At 66.4% G+C, this 20,337-nt stretch carries 20 protein-coding genes; 4 read left to right on the forward strand and 16 right to left on the reverse strand.

Annotation, left to right across the window (positions count from 1 at the left end; all coding sequences use genetic code 11):
- Nucleotides 1–87: 87 nt before the first annotated feature.
- Nucleotides 88–3,408: an AsmA-like C-terminal region-containing protein gene (locus ATO9_RS11560; RefSeq protein ID WP_043748949.1), complete on the reverse strand. Its 3,321-nt coding sequence runs from the start codon at nt 3,406–3,408 to the stop codon at nt 88–90.
- 152 nt (nt 3,409–3,560) lie between these two features.
- Between ATO9_RS11560 and bcp the strand changes: the two genes are divergently transcribed.
- Nucleotides 3,561–4,022, forward strand: coding sequence for a thioredoxin-dependent thiol peroxidase (gene bcp / locus ATO9_RS11565; protein ID WP_043749724.1), 462 nt, complete (start codon nt 3,561–3,563; stop codon nt 4,020–4,022).
- Nucleotides 4,023–4,156: 134 nt separating this feature from the next.
- Here the strand turns inward: bcp and ATO9_RS11570 are convergent, their stop codons facing one another.
- On the reverse strand, nt 4,157–4,486 hold the full coding sequence (locus ATO9_RS11570) for a hypothetical protein (protein WP_156127852.1): 330 nt from the start codon (nt 4,484–4,486) through the stop codon (nt 4,157–4,159).
- A 587-nt stretch (nt 4,487–5,073) separates the two neighbouring features.
- On the opposite strand from ATO9_RS11570, the gene ATO9_RS11575 reads away from it, so the two are divergent.
- From ATO9_RS11575 to ATO9_RS11585, 3 genes are all read left to right on the forward strand, one after another.
- Nucleotides 5,074–5,901 (forward strand): ferritin-like domain-containing protein, encoded by an 828-nt coding sequence (locus tag ATO9_RS11575; RefSeq protein WP_043748955.1) that lies wholly within the window; start codon nt 5,074–5,076, stop codon nt 5,899–5,901.
- A 197-nt stretch (nt 5,902–6,098) separates the two neighbouring features.
- A complete protein-coding gene (locus ATO9_RS11580) occupies nt 6,099–7,436 on the forward strand; it encodes a M23 family metallopeptidase (protein ID WP_043748957.1) in 1,338 nt (445 codons plus the stop codon).
- On the forward strand, nt 7,426–7,977 hold the full coding sequence (locus tag ATO9_RS11585) for a bactofilin family protein (protein ID WP_043748959.1): 552 nt from the start codon (nt 7,426–7,428) through the stop codon (nt 7,975–7,977). The genes ATO9_RS11580 and ATO9_RS11585 overlap by 11 nt, the downstream gene beginning before the upstream one ends.
- A 67-nt stretch (nt 7,978–8,044) precedes the next feature.
- Here ATO9_RS11585 and ATO9_RS11590 read toward each other — a convergent pair whose 3' ends face one another.
- The 14 genes from ATO9_RS11590 to ATO9_RS11660 all read right to left on the reverse strand — a co-directional run bounded on the left by ATO9_RS11590 (nt 8,045) and on the right by ATO9_RS11660 (nt 20,326).
- Complete coding sequence (locus ATO9_RS11590) at nt 8,045–8,740, reverse strand: CAP domain-containing protein (RefSeq protein WP_081979546.1); 696 nt, start codon at nt 8,738–8,740, stop codon at nt 8,045–8,047.
- Nucleotides 8,691–9,275: an HNH endonuclease gene (locus tag ATO9_RS11595; RefSeq protein ID WP_043748962.1), complete on the reverse strand. Its 585-nt coding sequence runs from the start codon at nt 9,273–9,275 to the stop codon at nt 8,691–8,693. Before ATO9_RS11595 ends, ATO9_RS11590 begins: the two co-directional genes overlap by 50 nt.
- Before the next feature lie 241 nt (nt 9,276–9,516).
- Nucleotides 9,517–9,771, reverse strand: coding sequence for a DUF1330 domain-containing protein (locus ATO9_RS11600; protein ID WP_043748964.1), 255 nt, complete (start codon nt 9,769–9,771; stop codon nt 9,517–9,519).
- A gap of 188 nt (nt 9,772–9,959) precedes the next feature.
- Nucleotides 9,960–10,259: a putative quinol monooxygenase gene (locus ATO9_RS23475; protein ID WP_052418267.1), complete on the reverse strand. Its 300-nt coding sequence runs from the start codon at nt 10,257–10,259 to the stop codon at nt 9,960–9,962.
- A gap of 70 nt (nt 10,260–10,329) precedes the next feature.
- The gene (locus ATO9_RS11610; RefSeq protein ID WP_043748967.1) at nt 10,330–10,995 is read right to left on the reverse strand and encodes an alpha/beta hydrolase; all 666 of its coding nucleotides are present in this window, start codon (nt 10,993–10,995) and stop codon (nt 10,330–10,332) included.
- Nucleotides 10,992–11,609: a DNA-3-methyladenine glycosylase family protein gene (locus tag ATO9_RS11615; RefSeq protein ID WP_238318735.1), complete on the reverse strand. Its 618-nt coding sequence runs from the start codon at nt 11,607–11,609 to the stop codon at nt 10,992–10,994. The genes ATO9_RS11610 and ATO9_RS11615 overlap by 4 nt, the downstream gene beginning before the upstream one ends.
- Nucleotides 11,606–12,334: a cobalt-precorrin-6A reductase gene (locus ATO9_RS11620; RefSeq protein WP_043748969.1), complete on the reverse strand. Its 729-nt coding sequence runs from the start codon at nt 12,332–12,334 to the stop codon at nt 11,606–11,608. The genes ATO9_RS11615 and ATO9_RS11620 overlap by 4 nt, the downstream gene beginning before the upstream one ends.
- Nucleotides 12,331–13,368 carry a cobalt-precorrin-5B (C(1))-methyltransferase gene (locus tag ATO9_RS11625; protein WP_043748972.1) on the reverse strand — a complete coding sequence of 346 codons (1,038 nt, stop codon included), beginning with the start codon at nt 13,366–13,368 and terminating at the stop codon, nt 12,331–12,333. The genes ATO9_RS11620 and ATO9_RS11625 overlap by 4 nt, the downstream gene beginning before the upstream one ends.
- 174 nt (nt 13,369–13,542) lie before the next feature.
- The gene (locus ATO9_RS11630; RefSeq protein ID WP_043748975.1) at nt 13,543–14,706 is read right to left on the reverse strand and encodes an iron-containing alcohol dehydrogenase; all 1,164 of its coding nucleotides are present in this window, start codon (nt 14,704–14,706) and stop codon (nt 13,543–13,545) included.
- The gene (glpK, locus tag ATO9_RS11635; RefSeq protein WP_043748977.1) at nt 14,703–16,211 is read right to left on the reverse strand and encodes a glycerol kinase GlpK; all 1,509 of its coding nucleotides are present in this window, start codon (nt 16,209–16,211) and stop codon (nt 14,703–14,705) included. The genes ATO9_RS11630 and glpK overlap by 4 nt, the downstream gene beginning before the upstream one ends.
- Nucleotides 16,212–16,313: 102 nt before the next feature.
- Nucleotides 16,314–18,038, reverse strand: a complete 1,725-nt coding sequence (locus tag ATO9_RS11640; protein ID WP_043748979.1) for an ABC transporter substrate-binding protein — start codon at nt 18,036–18,038, stop codon at nt 16,314–16,316.
- A gap of 58 nt (nt 18,039–18,096) precedes the next feature.
- A complete protein-coding gene (locus tag ATO9_RS11645; RefSeq protein WP_043748981.1) occupies nt 18,097–18,369 on the reverse strand; it encodes a DUF2160 domain-containing protein in 273 nt (90 codons plus the stop codon).
- Between the two features lie 219 nt (nt 18,370–18,588).
- Nucleotides 18,589–19,452 carry a carbohydrate ABC transporter permease gene (locus ATO9_RS11655; RefSeq protein ID WP_043748985.1) on the reverse strand — a complete coding sequence of 288 codons (864 nt, stop codon included), beginning with the start codon at nt 19,450–19,452 and terminating at the stop codon, nt 18,589–18,591.
- Between the two features lie 4 nt (nt 19,453–19,456).
- Nucleotides 19,457–20,326, reverse strand: a complete 870-nt coding sequence (locus ATO9_RS11660) for a carbohydrate ABC transporter permease (protein ID WP_043748988.1) — start codon at nt 20,324–20,326, stop codon at nt 19,457–19,459.
- Nucleotides 20,327–20,337 lie beyond the last annotated feature (11 nt).

Consider the following 20,337-nt stretch of genomic DNA (forward strand, 5'->3'; position numbering starts at 1 on the left):
CGAAAACCATCCCACACAACCTTGAACAGGACAGCGCAGCCAGACGGATAACCAACACATTGCTAAACCCGGAGAGCCCCATCGCCCTCAATTCACCTCCGGCGCCGGCCTACGAAAAATCTCGCGGAAAATCCCCGGCGTGAACAGCGACAGCGGGTTCACCGACACGCGCGGATCCGACACCGGCCCCCGCAAGCCGTAATTGAACCCGATCAGCCCCTCGCCCCGGCGCGACACGACCTGTCCGATCCCGTTGATCAGGTAGAGCGGCGAAAACACCCCCTGCATGTCCATCTGCTGGGTGCCAAGGTCATAGACCCCATCCATCGTCACCCCCATCGACGCCCCCACGGCGGAGGAACTGCGCAGGATCACCTGCGATGGCGACAGCCGGAAATCCGCCTGCACGTCGCTGAACAGGATGCCCTTGCCCGACATCTGCTCCAACAGGCCCACGATCGACAGGGTCGACAGAAGCGACGCCATGGCGGGCGCATCCTGCAACCAGATATCCTTGACGCTCAGTCGCCCGTCATAGCTGCCCTGCCCCCCGGCGGGCAGCAGGGTCAGCTCCAGCGCCCCCTCCGCGCCCTTCTTCAGCAGGCCAGCCGCCGACAGGGCCGCCCCGGCATTCGCGGCCGTCAGGCGCACCGCGGTGCGGCCATCGCGCGGCACCAGTGTGCCCTCGATCGGCGCGCGGCCATTGATCGACCCGGTGAACCGGCCCGACAGCCCGCCCTGGTTGGTGAACTCGCCCCGCATCCCGCGCAGGGCAATCGTGTCCGAGATCTGCAACCGGTCCAGCGTCAGGGTGATCGGCCCGCCCTGCCCGCTGCCGCCGCCCATGCTGACATTGCGCAGATCGACCGACCCGCCAGAGACCGACACGGCCGGCGCCGCGCCCTTGCCGCGCCCGGTCAGAACCACCGGCGCGTTCAGCCAATTGCCGATCCGAACGCTGGAGAACCGCGCCCGATCCAGCCCGCCGCCAGCCCGCAGCGACACGTTGCCCTGTGCCGACAGGCCCGGCGCGTCGATGCGCACCAGGTCGATCCGGGTGGGCGTCGCCAGCTCTCCGGCGATCTCCAGCTGGCCGGTCGCACCGCGCGACATCGACCAGTCCAGATCGTCCAGCCGCAGCCCCAGCCCCTTCAGGTCCGAGGTCAGGCGGAACTCCGGCAGGGTCCCCCGCGCCATGTCCACCTCGATCTCGGCCCGCGCCGCGCCGCTCAGCGTGCCGGGCGGCAGGCCCAGGTTGAAATCGCGTGCGAAATCCTCCGACAGGGTCAGCCAGCCCGCCACTTTCGACCGCCCGCCAGCCTCGGGACCCAACTGCCCCTCCCACGCACCGCCAAAGGGGATGGCGCCCATCCGCCCCTCACCTGCAACCCGCAGGACGGTCGTGTCGCCGGTGACCTCCAGCCGATCGGCGGTCAAGGTCTTGCCCGGCACGATCCGGTCGCTTTCCACGTCGCGCAGCACCCCGGAATAGGCCACCCGGATCTCGTCGGGCTGCAACTTCTTCACAAGGTTGAAGTTCAGCAGCGCATCCAGGCTCGCCTGCCCCGAGGCCATGTCCGGCGTCCGGTTTGCCTTGCTCAGGTATTCGAACGGCTCCTGGTCCAGCATCACCAGCACGTCGCGCAACCCGCCATCCAGCTTCAGCCGCACCTCCGCCGGGCCGCGCTTGACCGTCACGTCCTCGTAGATGAACGACGTCCCCGCCACCGCCAGCGGCCCGCCGCCCGGCGCATAGACCTCGCCGCCGTCGGCGGTCACCACGAAGCGGTTGTCGCGCAGCTCGGCCCGGCCCGACCCGCCCTCGATCGGCGGCAGGGTCTTCATGAAGGTCGTGATCAGCTCCTCGAAGGTGAACCCGACATAGAGGTCCGGCTGTTTCATCGGCTCGGACCGCAGGCCAAGCTGGATGTCCCGGATCACCCCGTCCAGCACGTTGCGCGCCACCCATTCCCGCGTCTTGTCCAGCGCCGAGGTCGGCCAGAGCTCCAGCAAGTCATCCGCGCTCAGCTCCGCCATCCGCCCGGTCAGGCTCAGGTCCCAACCCTCCTCCCGCGCATCGGCCCAGCCCGACAGGCGCAGCGTCTCGCCCCGGTCGCGCAGGTCGAGCCGCCCAAGTTCCAGCCGAAAGGGCGACAGCCGCAGCCGCATGTCCGCCTCCGCCCCCTCGAGGTAGAGCGGCACGGGATAGATCCCCGCCGGGTTCGTCGTCAGTTCGGTGATGCGCAGCTGGCCGATCATCGCCTCGGGCACGCCGTCGGCGATGTTCTCCAGCACGATGCGGCCCTCGGCCACGGCGGTGACCCAGGCGCTCTGCACCGACAATTCGTTGAAGCTGACGGCCTGCATCCCCGGATCGTACTGGAAGTAGCTTCGCGCGGACCGGAACGGCACCGGCTCCTCCGTGCCCTCCGGCGCCAGCGCCCCCGCGCCGATCTGCAAGGTGCCGTTCAGCGGCCCGATCTCTCCGTCAAGGCTGGTGGTCAGCCGGAACGCACCCGAAATCGGCGCATCCAGGATCCCCAGCCAGGCCAGGCCCGCGCTCTGGGTGGCGATGTCGCGGGCGGGCATGTCCTCGACCTGCACCGCCACGGTCACGGCGCGCGACCCGATCCGGCCCGTCACCGTGCTTTCGATCGTGGTCACGTAGGACCGCCCGCCCAACAGCGCCAGGTCGGCCCGCAACCGCAGGTCGTCGCCCTGCCGGACCAGTTCCAGCCGTCCGCCGTCCACGGTCCAGGCCCGGCCCGACCGCCGGTCATCGTAACGCAGGGTCAGACCCGACCCCTCGATCCGCACGAGCGAGGCAAAGACCGGCTGGCTCAGCATCGCGCCAAGCGCGTCCAGCGACTCGCCGACCTCGCGCGCCTCGCCCGTCCCCGCCTCGGCCCCGTCCGGAGCCGGCGGCCCGGCGACCCGCGCGCCGAAGGCCACGCCATAAAGCCCGTCCTCGTCGCGCTGGAACTGCACCCGCGCGCCGCTGACCCGCACCACGCTGGGCCGGATCTCGCCCTGCATCAGCGCCTCGGCGTCAAAGCTCGTCCGCACGTCGGACAGGGTGATCGGCTGGCCCCCGCTGCGCGGCAGCAGCGCCACGTCGCGCAGATGCAGGCTCGGCTGCCAGCCCTCGCCCAGGGCGACGCTCAGATCCCCGAAGCGCACGGCCATTCCCGGAAGGTCACGGGTTGCCCGGTCCTCCACCCGGTCGCGCAGCCAGTCCGGCGCGGCGATCTCGTTCTCCTGCAGATGCCACAGCGCGGCGCCTGCCAGCAGGACCGGCACCAGCACGACCACGGCAACCACGCCCAACAGCCAGCGCCACGCCCGCCGGCGGCGCGGCGGCGGTGCCTCCGTCGCCGGCGTTTCCGTGCTGTCCGTGTCGTCGCTCAAATGGCGTATCCCCGATCCATCGACCCGTATCGGTCCTGTCATGGCCCCGTTCGCATCCCCCGAACCGAGCCACCTCTTTTCCCTACGCGTCCGCGTCCTATTATGCACATCACATAACAGGTAGAGGAAGGCCATTCACCATGTCTGATGCGATGCCCGCCACCGGCGATACCGCGCCCGATTTCACCCTGCCGCAGGATGGCGGCGATCCGGTCACGCTGTCCGACCTGCGCCCCGCGCCTGTCGTGCTTTTCTTCTATCCAAAGGACGACACGCCCGGCTGCACCACCGAGAACAAGGATTTCACCGCCATGGGGGCCGACTTCGAGGCCGCAGGTGCAAAAATCCTGGGCGTTTCAAAGGATAGCGTGGAAAAGCACGCCAAGTTCCGGACCAAGCATGACCTCGCCACGACGCTCCTGTCGGATGCCGAAGGGGATGTCTGCGAACGCTATGGCGTCTGGGGCGAAAAGAAGATGTACGGCAAGACCTTCATGGGCATCACCCGTGCGACCTTCCTGATCGACGGCGAAGGCCGGATCGCGAAGGTCTGGCCCAAGGTCAAGGTCGCCGGTCATGCCGAAGAGGTTCTGGAGGCGGTGAAGGCGCTCTGATCCACAGCTTTGCAAACAGGTGATGCCTGGATTTGCAAAGTAGTCAGACCAAGCGATCTTGCCGGAACCAGGCATCGCTCGCCCGGCTCCGGCACCTCTCCTCCCTGGCGGTCTCCACCGTCCGACTGGTCGCTTTACGACGCGGCCAGCCGGGCCTCCCGCCATGTCTGCCCGCGCCACAGGATCATTCCCGACAGCGCTGTGACAGACAGTCCGGCATCGGCCAGCCGTAGCAGGTTCGAAGGAACGAACCCGCCAGAGAGAGCATAGCCAACGTCAGCCAGACAATATGCGCTGAACAGCAGCACAACGCAGCAATATTCCTGGCGCAGTCCCTTCCGGACCAGCAGCAGGAACAGAACGGACGCCAGGGCCAGCGCCGCGATCTCAATGTGTTGTGCCACTCCCATCATCAATCCGGAGGTCAGGCCGAACAGGGCCACCATCGAATTCAGTACGATCATGTAACAGGTCGCCCTGATCGCAATATACACAACGAATCCTCACTCATTTCACCCACAGGTTGAATGCTGGTGCCCGATTGTGGCCAAAAAATGTCTCGGTAAACAGAATCTGACGCTAGTTAGGAGCAATCCCGGTTTTGCGCTGATCATTGCCGAGAGTATCGCCCGATACCGGCGAAACTCGGCTGACGTAAGGTTAATAAACCCCTTGTTTGCTTTACCAAAACGTCACTCGACGCCTCACCGGCACGACTGACACAGCCTGAAGCCAACTGTCGGCAATTTTGTCCGAGACGCGATACCGGGCCTTCGCCGCCTACGCCCGTCGGCACAACCAATACTAATCTTTCGCAGGCCTGATCTTCAGGACCTAAACACAGGACCACAGCCGCCCCCTGTTTGCCGGCCTTTCGCCCGACGTCTACACGGTCCCGGTAAGGTGCTTGCCCTGATCGCCGGGCCAAACCTTTACCTTCTGCCTACGCTCCGTCACGGTGCCGCAACCTGCAACGGCTGCGCCGATGCTGCACTGCAGTACCGACGTGATACCGACGTGATACCGACACAGGACCGAAGGGCAGATCGCCATGACCCAAACCCTTGCCGAAATGGCTGTCGAGGTGCTGACCACCGCCGACGGTCGCGAAAAGACCGCCCTGGCGCATCGTCACGCCGCCGCATGGCGCGCCTCCCGCTCCGGCGAGGCACCCGAGATCCCCGTGGGTCAGGCCAGCCCGCCGTTGCGCCCCTCCCGCCCCGAAAAGCCCGAGCTTCTGGACCCGCGCGACGTGCCGCGCCGGCGGCCCGGATCGCTCAAGGGGCAGATCGCCATCCTGCATGCCGTCGCGCATATCGAGCTGAACGCGGTCGACCTGCACTGGGACATCGTCGCCCGTTTCACCGATGTCGGATTCCCGCCGGGCTTTTACGACGACTGGGTGCAATCCGCCGACGAAGAGGCCAAGCATTTCAACCTTGTCTGCGATTGCCTGGAACGGCTCGGCTCCCATTACGGCGCCCTGCCCGCCCATGCCGGAATGTGGCGCGCGGCCGAGGATACGGTGGACGACATCCTGGGCCGCCTCGCCGTCGTGCCCATGGTGCTCGAGGCGCGCGGCCTCGACGTGACCCCGGGCATGATCGAGATCTTCCGCAAGGCCGACCTGCCCGACGTCATCGCCGCGCTGGAAACCATCTACGCCGAAGAGGTCCACCACGTCGCCTATGGCTCCAAGTGGTTTCACTGGCTTTGCGGGCGCGACGGTCTGGACCCGAAACCGATTTTTCACAATCTCGTGCAACGCTATTTTCACGCTTCGCTTAAACCGCCCTTTAACGAGGAAAAACGTGCGGAGGCTGGATTGCCGCCCGATTTCTACTGGCCCCTCGCCGCCGAAACCCCTCCAAAAGGATAGAAACTGACCACCAAAACCGTGTCTAAGGCCCTCAATATCGGCGATTCTTTGCCGATACGGCAATTTTCCACCGTTTCCGCGAATCACCCGGCCAAACGCCTTGCTCCAAGCGAATCATGTGTTTAACACTTCGCGGGACGCAGGTGTCGGGGGACATAGACGCTGCGTCGTGGGGACTGGGACAAAGGGCGCATCACGTGCGAACACGACTTGCTATTCGGGCACACGCTCTATTGGAGCGTCACTTTCCTGAACGCCGGCTATTCCTGAGATCGGACAACGACACTCGCTTCATCCGTCTCAAGCCGCTGACCCAGCTGATCGGTTTTTCCGGCACCGCTGCGATCATTGCCTGGTCGATCATCGCCACCTCGATTCTCCTAATGGATTCAATTGGTTCCGGGAATTTCCGGGAGCAGGCCAAGCGCGATCAGCGGATCTACCAGGAACGCCTGAATGCCATGGCCACCGAGCGTGACAGCCGCGCCGAAGAGGCGCTGGCGGCCCAGGAACGGTTCAACTCCGCGCTCGAACAGATCTCCGTCATGCAGTCCCAGCTGCTCTCCGCAGAGACCCGCCTGCGCGAAGCGGAAACCGGTCTCGGCGTCGTTCAGGCCACCCTGCGCCGCACCATGAAGGAACGCGACACCGCCCGTCAGGAAGCCGCGACGCTCAACGCCCAGCTTGGCAACACAGAGACCGCCCTTCCCGGCTCCGCCCTCGCCGCCGCGAATGAGCAAGCCCTTGATTTCATGACCAACGCCCTGGCCAACACGGCGCAGGAGCGTGACCAGGTCACCGCCGATGCCCAGGACGCGCTGACCCAGGCGGACGAGCTGGCCCACCAGATCACCATGCTGCAGGACCAGAACGACCAGATCTTCCGCCAGCTGGAAGAGGCGATGACCGTCTCGATCACGCCGCTGGACAAGATGTTCCGCAAGGCCGGCATGAACACCGACAACATGATCCAGCAGGTGCGCCGCGGCTATAGCGGCCAGGGTGGCCCGCTCACCCCGATCTCGCTGTCGACCATGGGCGAGGAACCCTCGCTCGACGCCAGCCGCGCCAACCGGATCCTGAACCAGATGGACCGGCTGAACCTCTACCGCATCGCCGCGGAAAAGGCCCCCTTCGCCACGCCCGTCAAGGCCAGCTACCGTTTCACCTCCGGCTTCGGCTATCGCCGCGACCCCAAGAATGGCGGTCGCCGCATGCACTCAGGCGTCGATTTCGCCGGTCCCGTCGGAACCCCGCTCTATGCCACCGCCGACGGTGTCGTCGTCCATGCGGGCTGGCAGTCCGGTTATGGCCGCCTGGTCAAGATCAAGCACCAGTTCGGCATCGAAACCCGTTACGCCCATATGTCGCGCATTCGCGTGAAAGTGGGTGAAAGAGTCTCGCGCGGGGATCGGATCGGTGATATGGGAGCATCCGGACGGGTCACTGGCCCCCATCTGCACTACGAAGTCCGCGTTGGCGGGCGCGCCGTGAACCCGATGATCTATATCAAGGCTGCTAACGATGTTTTCTAAAAGCAAAATCAACGAACCCGGCCCGAAGGCAGGCGAAACTTCCAGCCCGGCGAGCCCCGCTGCCTCCGAAGCCACGACCCCGAAATCGACGCCGGAATACAAGCCCACGGCCCCCAAGGCAAAGCCGCCGGCCTCCGTGCTGTCGTCTGACCTGCATGTCACCGGCAACCTCAAGACGACCGGCGACGTGAATGTCGAAGGCACCGTCGAAGGCGACATCCGCGCCCACCTGCTGACCATCGGTGAAACCGCCACCATCCGGGGCGAAGTGATTGCCGATGACGTCGTCATCAACGGCCGTATCGTCGGCCGCGTCCGTGGCTTGAAGGTACGCCTGACTTCGACCGCCCGCGTCGAAGGCGACATCATCCACAAGACGATCGCCATCGAATCCGGTGCGCATTTCGAAGGCTCCGTGCAGCGCCAGGACGATCCGCTCTCCTCCGGTGCCAAGCAGGCACAGAAGCCCGCGGCAGCCGCTGCGCCGGCCGCGCCCGCTCAGGGTCAGGCCCCGGCCAAGCCGGCTGGCCCGTCTTCCTGATCGGACCCATAACGACCTACCAAAAACCCGGCCCAGCGGCCGGGTTTTTTCGTTCCCGCCCGGCGGCTTAACCGCCCGTGACCTGGTTGAAGCAGAACACCTGGACCGCCATGTTGCGCAGCTTGGCATGCGGGCCGGTCGCTGTCCCAAGGCTGCGGAATCGCGGGTCGAAGATGTTCTTGCGATGGCCGCGTCCCGGCACCCCGTCATCCACGATCAGTTGGATCACCACCCCGCGCGGATCCGCTATCCCGTAGGAGATATTCTCGCCGCAATAGGGCCGCCCGCGCACATGCCGCGCCACCCGGTCCGACGGCCCCTGCCCGCCCGGGCCGACATGGCCGAACCCGCCCCTTGGCCCCTGGTGGGCGACGTGATCCTGCGCCGCCGCCGACAGACAGCCCGACACGTCCAGAGCGGGCACAGGCTTCTGGCGCTTCAGGGCGCGCACGGCCTCTGTCACCGCCGGGCGGCCTTCCTGCATCACCATGGTGACATTGCCCAGCTTGTAGCGTTTGCCCTGCAGCCCGGCAAAATACGCCTCGACCAGCGCGGCATAGCCATTGGGATCGGTGCGGGCGAGGTTGACCTCGTCGGCCAGAACGCGGGCCTGGGCGCTGATCGCACCGCCCCCACATTGCAGCGGCCCGGCCTGAGCCAGCACGGGGCCGGCCCACAGCGCCATCACCCCGGCCAGTGCCCAGGCGCCAAGATTACGCTTCCAGTTCTGCATCCCAGTACAGGTAGTCGATCCAGCTTTCATGCAAATGGCCCGGCGGGAATTTCCGCCCCATATTGCGCAGCTCTTCCGCCCCCGGCGCACGCGGCGGCTTGCGCAGGGACATGTTGGCCCGGCGTAGCGATTTCGACCCCTTGCGCAGGTTGCATGGCGAACAGGCCGCCACGACGTTTTCCCACGAGGTGATCCCGCCACTGGCGCGCGGCACCACGTGATCGAAGGTCAGATCGCCCTTCGATCCGCAATACTGGCAGCGGAATTCGTCCCTCAGAAAAAGATTAAAGCGCGTGAAGGCCACGCGCTTTTGAGGTTTGACATAATCTTTGAGGACGACGACCGAGGGTATCCGTATCTGGGTACTCGGGCTTCGGACACAGGTGTCGTATTCCGCCACGATGTCGACCCTGTCCAGGAAGGCTGCCTTCACCGCCTCCTGCCAGGGCCACAAACTCAAGGGGTAATAGGAGAGCGGCCGGTAATCCGCGTTCAGAACCAGTGCGGGGTGCTGTTTCAGCGCCGCCGGCTCCCTCACGAATTCGGTTCTGAAATCTCCGTCCATCTGCAACACGCTCCCGCCCTGTCTGCCTGTTCCGGCCCCAGGGCGGGGAGACCCGCCCCAACCGTATCATCGACTATATATCGGGTCTGACCCAAGGCAAGCCCCCGATATGCAGCTTATCCACAGGGCTACCGGGATTCCGTGACAACGCCGTGACAATAGGCGATCCGATGGATCGGACCGGGGCCCTGGTCACGACCGATGACCGGTCGCCGCCGCGGCGCAGGTCGGATGCAGGTGCTCAGGTGTCAGACGGCAGCGCATCGACGACGAAGGCGTTCAGCGTCGACCCGGATCGGCGCAGCACGGCAAGCTGCTGAAAGGCATCCGAGGCCCAGAAGGCCTGGGCGCGGCTACGGTCGGGAAACTCGAGGATGAAGGCCGCATCCGGCACCGTATCCTGCCCTTCCAGGGTTTCGGGGTCCCCCCCGCGCACGAGGAAACGCCCGCCATGATCCGCTACGACACCGGGTATCTTGGCGAAATAGTCCTCCATTCAGTCGCGACTGTGGATCTGCATCCGTCCAATGACATAGGCGGTCATGAGGCACTCCCTTTCGAGGTCTCCGCAAGGGTCATAGACACCGCCCCGGCAGGTGGCAAACGCGCCGGCTCCGATGCGCCCTCGCGCCCCGGAACCGGGCGCGGCCAAACCTGCCTAGTACAGTTATCCGGTCCAGCCTCTCAAAGGTCCTTGATGCGGTCCGGTTCGATCATCTTGAGCTTGCGGTTGGACACGCCCAGCGGCGCCATGCGTTCGCCATGCGCCTTGAAATTCGGGTGGGCGGAATGTTCGCGCAGGCAATCCTTGTCCTCCCATTCCTCGTAGACACGGAACAGGTTAGGCTGGTCGACACTCTGCCAGAAGCGGTATTCGATGCAGCCGCGTTCGGATTTGCAATTCTCGGCAGCGAGGGCGAAATTCGCCTTCGCCTGCTCTTCATTGCCCGGGGCCACTTCCATCGTGCCGGTGATGATGATCATGTCTCTCTCCCTATGACGTCGCGGCACAGTTTCACGAACTGACCGCGCGGTAAAGAGAGTTACCGAACCCTCACAACCCGCACTTGTCCCGCATGAAGGCCAGCGCCACCGACAGCCCGTCGGGTGCGATGCCATGGGCGGTGCCCTTCATCACGTGGGCGTAGACCTCTTTCCAGCCGGCTTCCTGCAGCGCCTCGGCGGCGGCCGGCAGGGATTGCGGCGGCACCACGTCGTCCTGGTCGCCATGGACCAGCAGGACCGGCGGGCGCGACACGGTTTCGTCCGACAGGAGTTCAGGCTTCAGCAAACGGCCCGAGAACGCGACGATCCCGGCCACTTCATCCTCGCGGCGCGGCGCCACGTAGAGCGACATCATCGTGCCTTGCGAGAACCCGAACAGCACCACCTGCTCCGGCAGCACGTCTTCGTCGACCATCAGCGCATCGAGGAACGCGTTCAGATCCTCGACCGATTGCATCATCGACCGTTCGGCCTCTTCTTCCGAGGACCCATCCATCCATGGGATCGGGAACCACTGGTAGCCCATCGGCGCGCCCGGCACATTCTCCGGCGCATCCGGCGCCACGAACAGCGTGTCGGGCAGATGTTCTCCCAGCACGTCCGCCAGTCCCAGCAGGTCGGCCCCGTTGGCGCCGTAGCCATGCAGGAACACCACGACCGACCGCGTCGTTCCCGATACCGGGTCCTTGCGGCCCGCGTTCAATACCCTCGTCACTGGATGCCCTCCCGTCGTTTTTCCTGTGCGTACAGCTCCCACAGAAGCCGTGCCGCAACGGCCCGCCAGGGTGACCACGCCTCGGCCATCTGCCGCAGGCGCCGCTCATCCGGGCGGTCCTGTTGGTGGTAGAGGATGCGCGCCGCCTCCTGCAAGGCCAGATCGCCCGCCGGAAACACATCGCTTCGCCCCAGGGCGGTCAGCGCGTAAATCTCCGCCGTCCAGCGGCCGATGCCCTTCAGCGCGGTCAGCTGCGCGATCACCGCCTCATCGTCCAAATGCGCCAGCGCGTCGAAATCCAGCCCGCTTTCTGCCAGCGCCAGCGCATAGCGGATCTTGGGGCGGGAAAACCCCAAGGCGCGCAGCCCGTCCTCCCCCGCCGCGCGGACCGGTGCGGCGTCGGTCAGGCCCGCCTCCTCGACCCGCGCCCAGATCGCGCGGGCCGAGGCGGTCGAAACCTGCTGGCCGACGATCGCCTGCAAGAGCGTGGCAAAACCCGCCGGCCTGCGCCGCAAGGGCGGCCGCAGCGCGGTGAGCGGCGCAAAGGCCGGGTCCAGCCGCGCCAGCGCCGCCGCGCCTTCCGCGATATCGGCCTCTGTCTCGATCCGCCTCACGACGCGTGCTCCCGCGCCCAGTGCAGCGCCGTTTCCACGTCCTCGGCCACATCCACGCCCTCGGGCAAGGGCGGCCGTTCGATCATCGCAACCGCCAGCCCCAATTGCCGCGCCGCCACCAGCTTGGCCATCGATGACGCGCCGCCCGCGTTCTTGGTCACGACCCATTCGATACCGGTCAACGCGAACAGCGCCTTTTCCTCCTCCACCGGGAAGGGTGGCCGACCCTGCACGCAGCGCCAGCCATCGGGCAGGTCGCCCGGCGGGTCGATGCTGCGCAGCACCACCTCGCGCCCCTCAAGCCCCTGATACCGCGCCAATTCCTTCCGCCCGACCGACAGGAAGATCCGCGTGCCCTGCGGGATGACACGCGGCAAATCCTCCGGCCGAGCGACAAAGGTCCAGCGATCCCCCTCGCCCGCCTGCCAGGTGGGGCGCTGCAATCGCAGGTAGGGCAGCCCCAGATCGCCGCAGACCCGCGCCGTGCGGGGCGTGATCTGCGCGGCAAAGGGATGGGTCGCGTCGATCACGGCGGTGATCCCTTCTTCCGACAGGTATCGCCGGAACCCCGTCTCGCCGCCGAAACCGCCCACCCGGTGCGGCAGCGCAATCCGGTCGATCTCCGCCACGGCCCCGACGAAAGAGGCGCAGGCCGCGACCCCCGCCCCCGCCAGCCCTTCGGCCAGGGCCCGCGCCTCGGCCGTGCCGGCCAGCAGCAGGATCATGCGCGCCCCACGATCAGGCCCTGCCGGTCCACGGCGATGATCTGAACCTGGCTCTCCTGCACCATGGCCTGGGCCTTTTCACGCGCCTCGTGCACGATCCACTCGACCAGGGGCGCGCCCAGCCTCTGATGCACTTCCAGCACGGTGCGCGCCTCGGCGATCCACTCGGCGTCAAGCGCCCTGGCCAAGGCCGCGAAATCCACCTGTGAACGCCCCGAATGCAGGTCGATCGCGCCCTGGGCCAGCTTGGTCAGCTTCCCCAGTCCGCCGCCGATCGTCACCTTCTCGACCGGGTGCCGGGCCAGGTATTTCAGCATGCCCCCGGCGAAATCCCCCATATCCAGCATCGCGTGATCGGGCAGACCCAGTTCGGCCTGCACGCTGCGTTCCGAGGTCGCCCCGGTACAGCCCGCCACATGTTGCAGGCCCTCGGCCCGGGCCACGTCGATGCCCCGGTGGATCGAGGCGATCCAGGCCGCGCAGGAAAACGGTCGCACGATGCCGGTCGTGCCCAGAACTGACAGCCCGCCCTCGATCCCGAGCCGCGGGTTCCATGTCTTAGCGGCCAGCGCCGCGCCCCCCGGAATGCGAATGGTGATCTCGACATCGGCCGCGCGCCCCTCGCGCTGCGCCAGATCGGCGACGACGGCCTGCATCATCTGGCGCGGCACCGGGTTGATCGCCGGCTCCCCCGGCGGGATCGGCAGGCCGGGGCGGGTCACCATGCCGACACCCTCGCCTGCACGGAACACCACGCCCCCCTCGGACGCCGCGACCCGCGCGATGATCATCGCGCCATGGGTGACATCCGGATCGTCGCCCGCATCCTTGACGATCCCGGCCTCGGCCCAGCCCGGCCCCTCGGCCCGGTGGGCCACCACGAAATCCGGCCGCTCGCCTCGCGGCAGGGTGATCCGGACGCTGTCCGGATGCGCGCCCCGCCACAGAGCGATCAGCGCCGCCCGCGTCGCGGCGGTGGCGCAGGCGCCGGTGGTCCAGCCTCGGCGCAGGGGGGTATCGGGTTTGCGGCTCATCCCCCGCACCATAGCGGCGGCGCGGCGCGAGGCCAGAGGGTGCGAACGCCTCCGGCGGGAGTATTTTCGGCAAGATGAAGGAAGATCAGCTCCCCCGACCACCCGGCGCGCCACCGCGAATGGGGCGCATCCCCTGCTTCATCTTGCCAGAAATACTCAAAAATGCGGGCGCGCTCAGCCAGCGACACCGCCCGGGCGGCGCGCGGCGGCGAGGATGTCCAGCAGCGCGGCCTCGCCTAGGACCACGGGATTGCCCTTCATCGAGGACGCGCCCTGCGCGGTGTGCGCCCAATCGGCATCCGCGCCGCGATCCTCGGGCAGGAAGGGCAGCCCCTGCGCGTTGATCCAGGCCTGAAAGGTGGCGAAAGCGTCCTGGGGCGGGGCGCCGAAGGCGGCGGCGATCCAGCCCCGGACCTCGTCCATCCGCGCCATGTCGGCCCCGGCGGCCTCCAGCGCGGTGGCGTTGGCGCGCAGGCAGGGCACAAGGAGTCGACCGCAGATCACCCCATGGGCCATACCGGTCGCGCCGCCGATCACCCCCGCCAGCCCGTGCACCGCGCCCAGCCCCGCATTGGCCAGGGCGATCCCGCCGGTCACCGAGGTCAGGCAGAGCGCATCGCGCGCCGCCGCATCCTCGCGCTCCATCAGCCTGCGCAGCGCAATCAGTCCGCGCGGGATCGCATCCCGGCAGAGCGCATCGGTCATCGGGTTGGCACGGGCCGACAGGTAGGGTTCGATCACCTGCGTCACCGCATCCAGCCCCGAGGCCAGGGTGACCGGCGCAGGGCAATGATCCGTCAGCGCCGGGTCGACGATGGCCAGGTCCGGCAACATCCGCAGATCGCGCAGCGACACCTTGCGCCCGGCCTCCGGCACGCCGATCACGGCGTTCTTGGTGGCCTCGGCCCCGGTGCCCGCCGTGGTAGGCAGGGCGACGAAGGGCAGAGGCGCGGCGTCCAACGGCCGCCCCGCCCCGACCCCTTCCAGGTGATCCAGCACGGCGCCCGGCTGCGGGATCAGCGCCGCCAGCGCCTTGCCCAGGTCGATCACAGATCCGCCGCCAATTGCGACGACCAAGTCGATGCGCTGCCCCCGCAACGCCGCGAGGGCGGTTTCGATCTGCGGCAGGGTCGGTTCGCCCTGTCCGGTTTCCTCCGTCACCTGTGCCCCGGCGGACCGCAGTTCGGCCGCGAGCGTGTCGGCGAAGGCCACGGACCGGCCACGGACCAGCAGGACGGATCGCCCTCGCTCCAGGATCAGGCCCGCTGCCTCGGACGCGCGGCCGCGGCCGAACAGCACCTGCCCCGGCAGGGCCAGGGAAAAGCCCGGCTGGCTCAAAACGCCTGCGCCGCCGCGACGGCGCGTTTCCAGGCGGCGTATTTCCCTTCGCGCCGCGCCTCGTCCATCGCGGGGGTGAATTGCCGCTCCAGCGCCCAGGTCTCGGCAAAGCCCGCCGCATCCGGGTAGAGCCCCGCCCTTTGCCCGGCCAGCCAGGCCGCGCCCATGGCTGTGGTTTCCAGGATATCGGGCCGGTCCACGGCAGCGCCGGTGATATCGGCCAGGAACTGCATGGCCCAGTCCGACGCGCTCATCCCGCCATCGACGCGCAGGGTCGGCGCGTCGCCTTCGCCCCCGTTGCCAGCCCCGGTCGCGGCCCAATCGGCCCGCATCGCCTCAAGCAGGTCACGGGTCTGGTAGCCGACGCTTTCCAGCGCCGCCCGGGCCAGCTCTGCCGGGCCGGAATTGCGGGTCAGGCCAAAGACCGCGCCGCGGCATTCGGCGTTCCAATAGGGCGCGCCCAGACCGGTAAAGGCGGGCACCAGTACGACGTTCTGCCCGTCATCGCTGCGTTCGGCCAGCGGCTGCGTCTCGCTGGCTTCGCGGATGATCTTCAGCCCGTCACGCAGCCATTGCACCACCGCGCCGGCGACAAAGATCGACCCCTCCAGCGCATAGGTCGCGCGTCCGTCGAGCTGGTAGGCCACGGTGGTCAGCAGCCGGTTCTGCGAGGCGACCGGCGTCTCACCGATATTGAGCAGGGCGAAACAGCCCGTGCCATAGGTGGATTTCATCATGCCCGGCTGGAAACAGGCCTGCCCGATCGTGGCCGCCTGCTGATCGCCCGCGATGCCCAGGATCGGGATCTCGGCCCCGAAGAGATCGGCCCGCGCCATTCCGAAATCGGCGGCGCAATCGCGCACCTCGGGCAGCAGGGCCATCGGCACGTTCAGCATGTCGCACAGCTCCTGCGACCATTCCCCCCGATGGATATCGTAGAGCATGGTGCGCGAGGCATTGGTGGCGTCGGTGACATGGACGCGGCCACCGGTCAGGTTCCAGACCAGCCAGCTGTCGACGGTGCCGAAGGCCAGCTCTCCGGCTTCGGCCCGGGCGCGGGCGCCTTCGACATGGTCGAGGATCCAGGCCGCCTTCGTACCCGAGAAATATGGATCCAGCAGCAGGCCGGTCAGGTCGCCGACGCGGGCCTCGTGGCCCTGTTTCTTCAGCGCTTGGCATGTTTCGGCGGTGCGCCGGTCCTGCCAGACGATGGCGTTGTGAATGGGTTTGCCGGTGGCGCGGTCCCAGATCAGCGTCGTCTCGCGCTGGTTGGTGATGCCGATCCCGGCAATATCGGCGGCCTTCAGCCCCGCCTTTTCCATCACCGCGCGGCATGTCGCGGCGGTCGAGGTCCAGAGGTCCCCCGGATCGTGTTCGACCCAGCCCGAGGCCGGATAATGCTGGGCGAATTCCTCCTGCGCGGTGGCGGTGATCTTCATCTCGCCATCGAAGAGGATCGCGCGGCTGGATGTGGTGCCCTGGTCGATTGCCAGAATATGGGTCATGGCCTGCCCTCCCCTTGCCTGCCGCACCCCGGCCATGGGCGCGCGCTGCAGGATACAGAAAAGGCCGGGGCCCGAAAGCCCCGGCCTGTCATGCGCGGCCGATCAGTTCCAGGACTGGATCAGCTCGTCATAGGAGACCGTCATCGGCTCTTCGTCCTCGTTCTCCAGCTTGGGCTTGGGCGAACCGGGCTGCGAGAGCCAGTATTCCGGGTCCTGCTCCTCGTTCATCTTCGGACCGAGGTCACCCTGCACACCGGCGCGTTCCAGGCGTTCCAGCACCCGCTCCTGGTCGGCGCAGAGCGAATCCAGCGCCTCCTGCGGGGTCTTGGCACCCGACATCGCGTCCCCGATATTCTGCCACCACAGCTGTGCCAGCTTGGGATAATCGGGGATGTTGGTGCCCGTGGGCGACCAGGCCACGCGGGCCGGCGAGCGGTAGAACTCGACCAGGCCGCCCAGCTTGGGCGCGCGTTCGGTGAAGCTGTCGTGCTGGATCGTCGACTCGCGGATGAAGGTCAGGCCCACATGGGATTTCTTCACGTCCACGGTCTTCGAGGTCACGAACTGGGCATACAGCCAAGCGGCCTTGGCCCGATCCACCGGGGTGGATTTCAGCAGCGTCCACGACCCCGCATCCTGGTAGCCGATCTTGGTGCCTTCTTCCCAGTAGGCGCCATGCGGCGACGGGGCCATGCGCCATTTCGGCGTGCCGTCGTCGTTCAGGACCGCATCCGCCCCGTCGCCCACCATGTCGGCGGTGAAGGCGGTGTACCAGAACATCTGCTGGGCGATATTGCCCTGCGCGGGGATCGGTCCGGCCTCTGAGAAGGTCATGCCGGCCGCGGCGGGCGGAGTGTACTTCTCAAGCCATTCGATCGCCTTGGTCACGGCATAGACCGCCGCAGGCGCGTTGGTCGCGCCGCCACGGGCCACGCAGGAACCGACCGGCTGCGAATTCTCGTTCACCCGGACGCCCCATTCGTCGACCGGCAGGCCGTTGGGTTCGCCCTTGTCGCCCATCCCGGCCATGGACATCCACGCATCGGTGTAGCGCCAGCCAAGCGAGGGGTCCTTCTTGCCGTAATCCATGTTGCCGAAGACATCCTCGGCCGGGCCGCCCGCATAGGACATGTCGCGCCCGGTGAAGAATTCCGCGATGTCCTCATAGGCCGACCAGTTCACCGGAACGCCCAGGTCATAGCCATAGGCGGCCTTGAAATCTTCCTGGGTTTTCGGATGGTTGAACCAATCGTAGCGGAACCAGTATAGATTCGCGAATTGCTGGTCCGGCAGCTGGTACAGCTTGTCATCCGGCCCGGTGACAAAGCTGATGCCGATGAAATCGTCCAGGTCGAGATCGGGATTGGTCACATCCGCGCCCTCGCCCGCCATCCAGTCGGTCAGGTTGCGCGCCTGCTGATAGCGCCAATGGGTGCCGATCAGGTCGGAATCGTTGATGTAGCCGTCATAGACGTTCTGGCCCGACTGCATCTGCGTCTGCAGTTTCTCGACCACGTCGCCTTCGCCGATCAGGTCGTGGGTGACCTCGATCCCGGTGATCGCGGTAAAGGCCGGGGCCAGCACCTGGCTTTCGTATTCATGCGTGGTGATGGTTTCGGACACGACGTTGATCGACATGCCGGCCATCGGGGCGGCGGCGTCGATGAACCACTGCATCTCGGCTTCCTGCTGCTCGCGGGTGAGCGTGGACATGTCGCCGATCTCTTCGTCCAGGAAGGCCTGCGCCGCCTCCATGTCGGCCCAGACCGGCCCGGCCATCGCCAGCGCCAGCACCAGGGCGGTGCTACTTTTCAGTGATATCCTCATGTTTTCCTCCCTTGGAATATCGAGGTGTCCGGCGTCTCCTTCGCCGGTTTGGTCGGGTCTAGACCCAGCGGAACACCGCCGCGGCATAGACCAAGGCAATGACGAGCCCCCACCATTGGGCGAGGTCCGTCCATCCGAGCCAGGCCAGGTTGAGAAAGGCCGAGCCGAGAAGCGTGATGAAAAGCCGGTCCCCGCGGGTCGTCTCGATCCCCAGCACGCCGGTGCGCGGGGTTTCGGGGAACCGGATCGCGAGGATCGTGAAGATGACGAGAAGCGAGGCGATGACCAGGAAGAAGATCGCCGTCGGCCAGGTCCATGCCATCCAGGCCATGTCAGAATACCTCCCTGATGAATGTTTGTTGCGCCGCCACCAGCGGACGCACCCGGCGCGGATGCGCCACGCCCGACCTCCCCCCTGGGAGGGCGTCCCGGCGATGCCCCGCACAGCCCTCGCGACGCACCTGCTTCGGGGCGCCCGCGCCAGCCCGGACCGGGCGAACGCCCCCCCGAGGCCGGGCCTGCCGCATCCGCTGAACCGTCAGCCCCTGCATCACACCCTCCCCAGGGCAAAGCCCTTGGCGATGTAGTTGCGTACGAAATAGATGACCAAGGCCCCGGGCACGATCGTCAGGATCCCCGCCGCCGCCAGCACGCCCCAGTCGATGCCGGATGCCCCCTGCGTCCGCGTCATGATCGCCGCGATCGGCTTGGCGTCCACCGTGGTCAGCGTGCGCGACAGCAGCAGCTCGACCCAGGAGAACATGAAGCAGAAGAAGGCCGCGACGCCGATGCCCGACGCGATCAGCGGCATGAAGATCTTCACGAAGAAGGACCCGAAGGAATAGCCGTCGATATAGGCGGTCTCGTCGATCTCTTTCGGCACGCCGCGCATGAACCCTTCCAGGATCCAGACAGCCAGCGGCACGTTGAACAGGCAATGCGCCAGCGCCACCGCGATATGCGTGTCGAACAGCCCGACCGAGGAATAAAGCTGGAAGAACGGCAGCGCAAAGACCGCGGGCGGCGCCATCCGGTTGGTCAGCAGCCAGAAGAACAGGTGCTTGTCCCCCAGGAACCGGTAGCGCGAGAACGCATAGGCCGCAGGCAGCGCCACCGAAAGCGAGATCACGGTATTCAGCACCACGTAGGTCAGCGAATTCACATAGCCCATGTACCAGGCCGGGTCGGACAGGATCGTCGCGTAATTGGCCAGCGTCAGGTCCTTGGGCCACAGCGTGAAATCGCCCAGGATCTCTGCGTTGGTCTTCAGGCTCATGTTCAGCAGCCAGTAGATCGGCAGCAGCAGGAACAGCAGGTAGAGCGTCATCACCACCGCGCGGGAATTCACCCGGGACAACAATCCCTTGCGCGGGGCGACATAGGCCGGGGCCTGGGTTTCGGTCACGTTTGCCATCCGCTCAGCTCCCCCGATTGTCCAGGTTGGTCATGACCGTGTAGAACACCCAGGAGATCAGCAGGATCACCAGGAAATACATGATCGAGAACGCCGCCGCGGGGCCGAGGTCGAACTGGCCGAGCGCCATCTTGACCAGGTCGATCGACAGCAGGGTCGTCGCATTGCCGGGCCCGCCGCCGGTCACCACGAACGGCTCGGTGTAGATCATGAAACTGTCCATGAAGCGCAGCAGCACGGCGATCATCAGCACGCCCATCATTTTGGGCAGCTCGATATAGCGGAACACCTTCCAGCGGCTCGCCTGGTCGATCTTGGCCGCCTGGTAGAAGGCGTCGGGAATGGATTTCAGCCCCGCATAGGCCAGCAGCGCCACCAGCGACGTCCAGTGCCAGACATCCATCACCACGATGGTGATCCAGGCCGCGACCGTGTCCTGGGTGTAATTGTAATTCACCCCGATCCGGTCCAGCACGTAGCCCAGCAGCCCGATATCCACCCGGCCGAAGATCTGCCAGATCGTGCCCACCACGTTCCACGGGATCAGCAGCGGCAGCGACATCATCACCAGGCAGAACGAGGCCCAGAAGCCGCCCTTGGGCATGTTCAGCGCCACGAAGATGCCCAGCGGCACCTCGATCGCCAGGATGATCCCCGAGAACATCAACTGCCGCCCAAGCGCGTCCCACATCCGTTGCGAGGCCAGCATCTCCTCGAACCATTCCAGGCCCGCCCAGAAGAACTGGTTGTTCCCGAACGTGTCCTGGACCGAGTAATTCACAACCGTCATCAGCGGGATCACCGCCGAGAAGGCGACCAGCACCAGCACCGGCAGAACCAGGAACCAGGCCTTCTGATTGGTCGTCTTGTTCATCTCGCCCCTCC

It is taken from the genome of Pseudooceanicola atlanticus, from assembly GCF_000768315.1.
Lineage (GTDB): Bacteria > Pseudomonadota > Alphaproteobacteria > Rhodobacterales > Rhodobacteraceae > Pseudooceanicola > Pseudooceanicola atlanticus.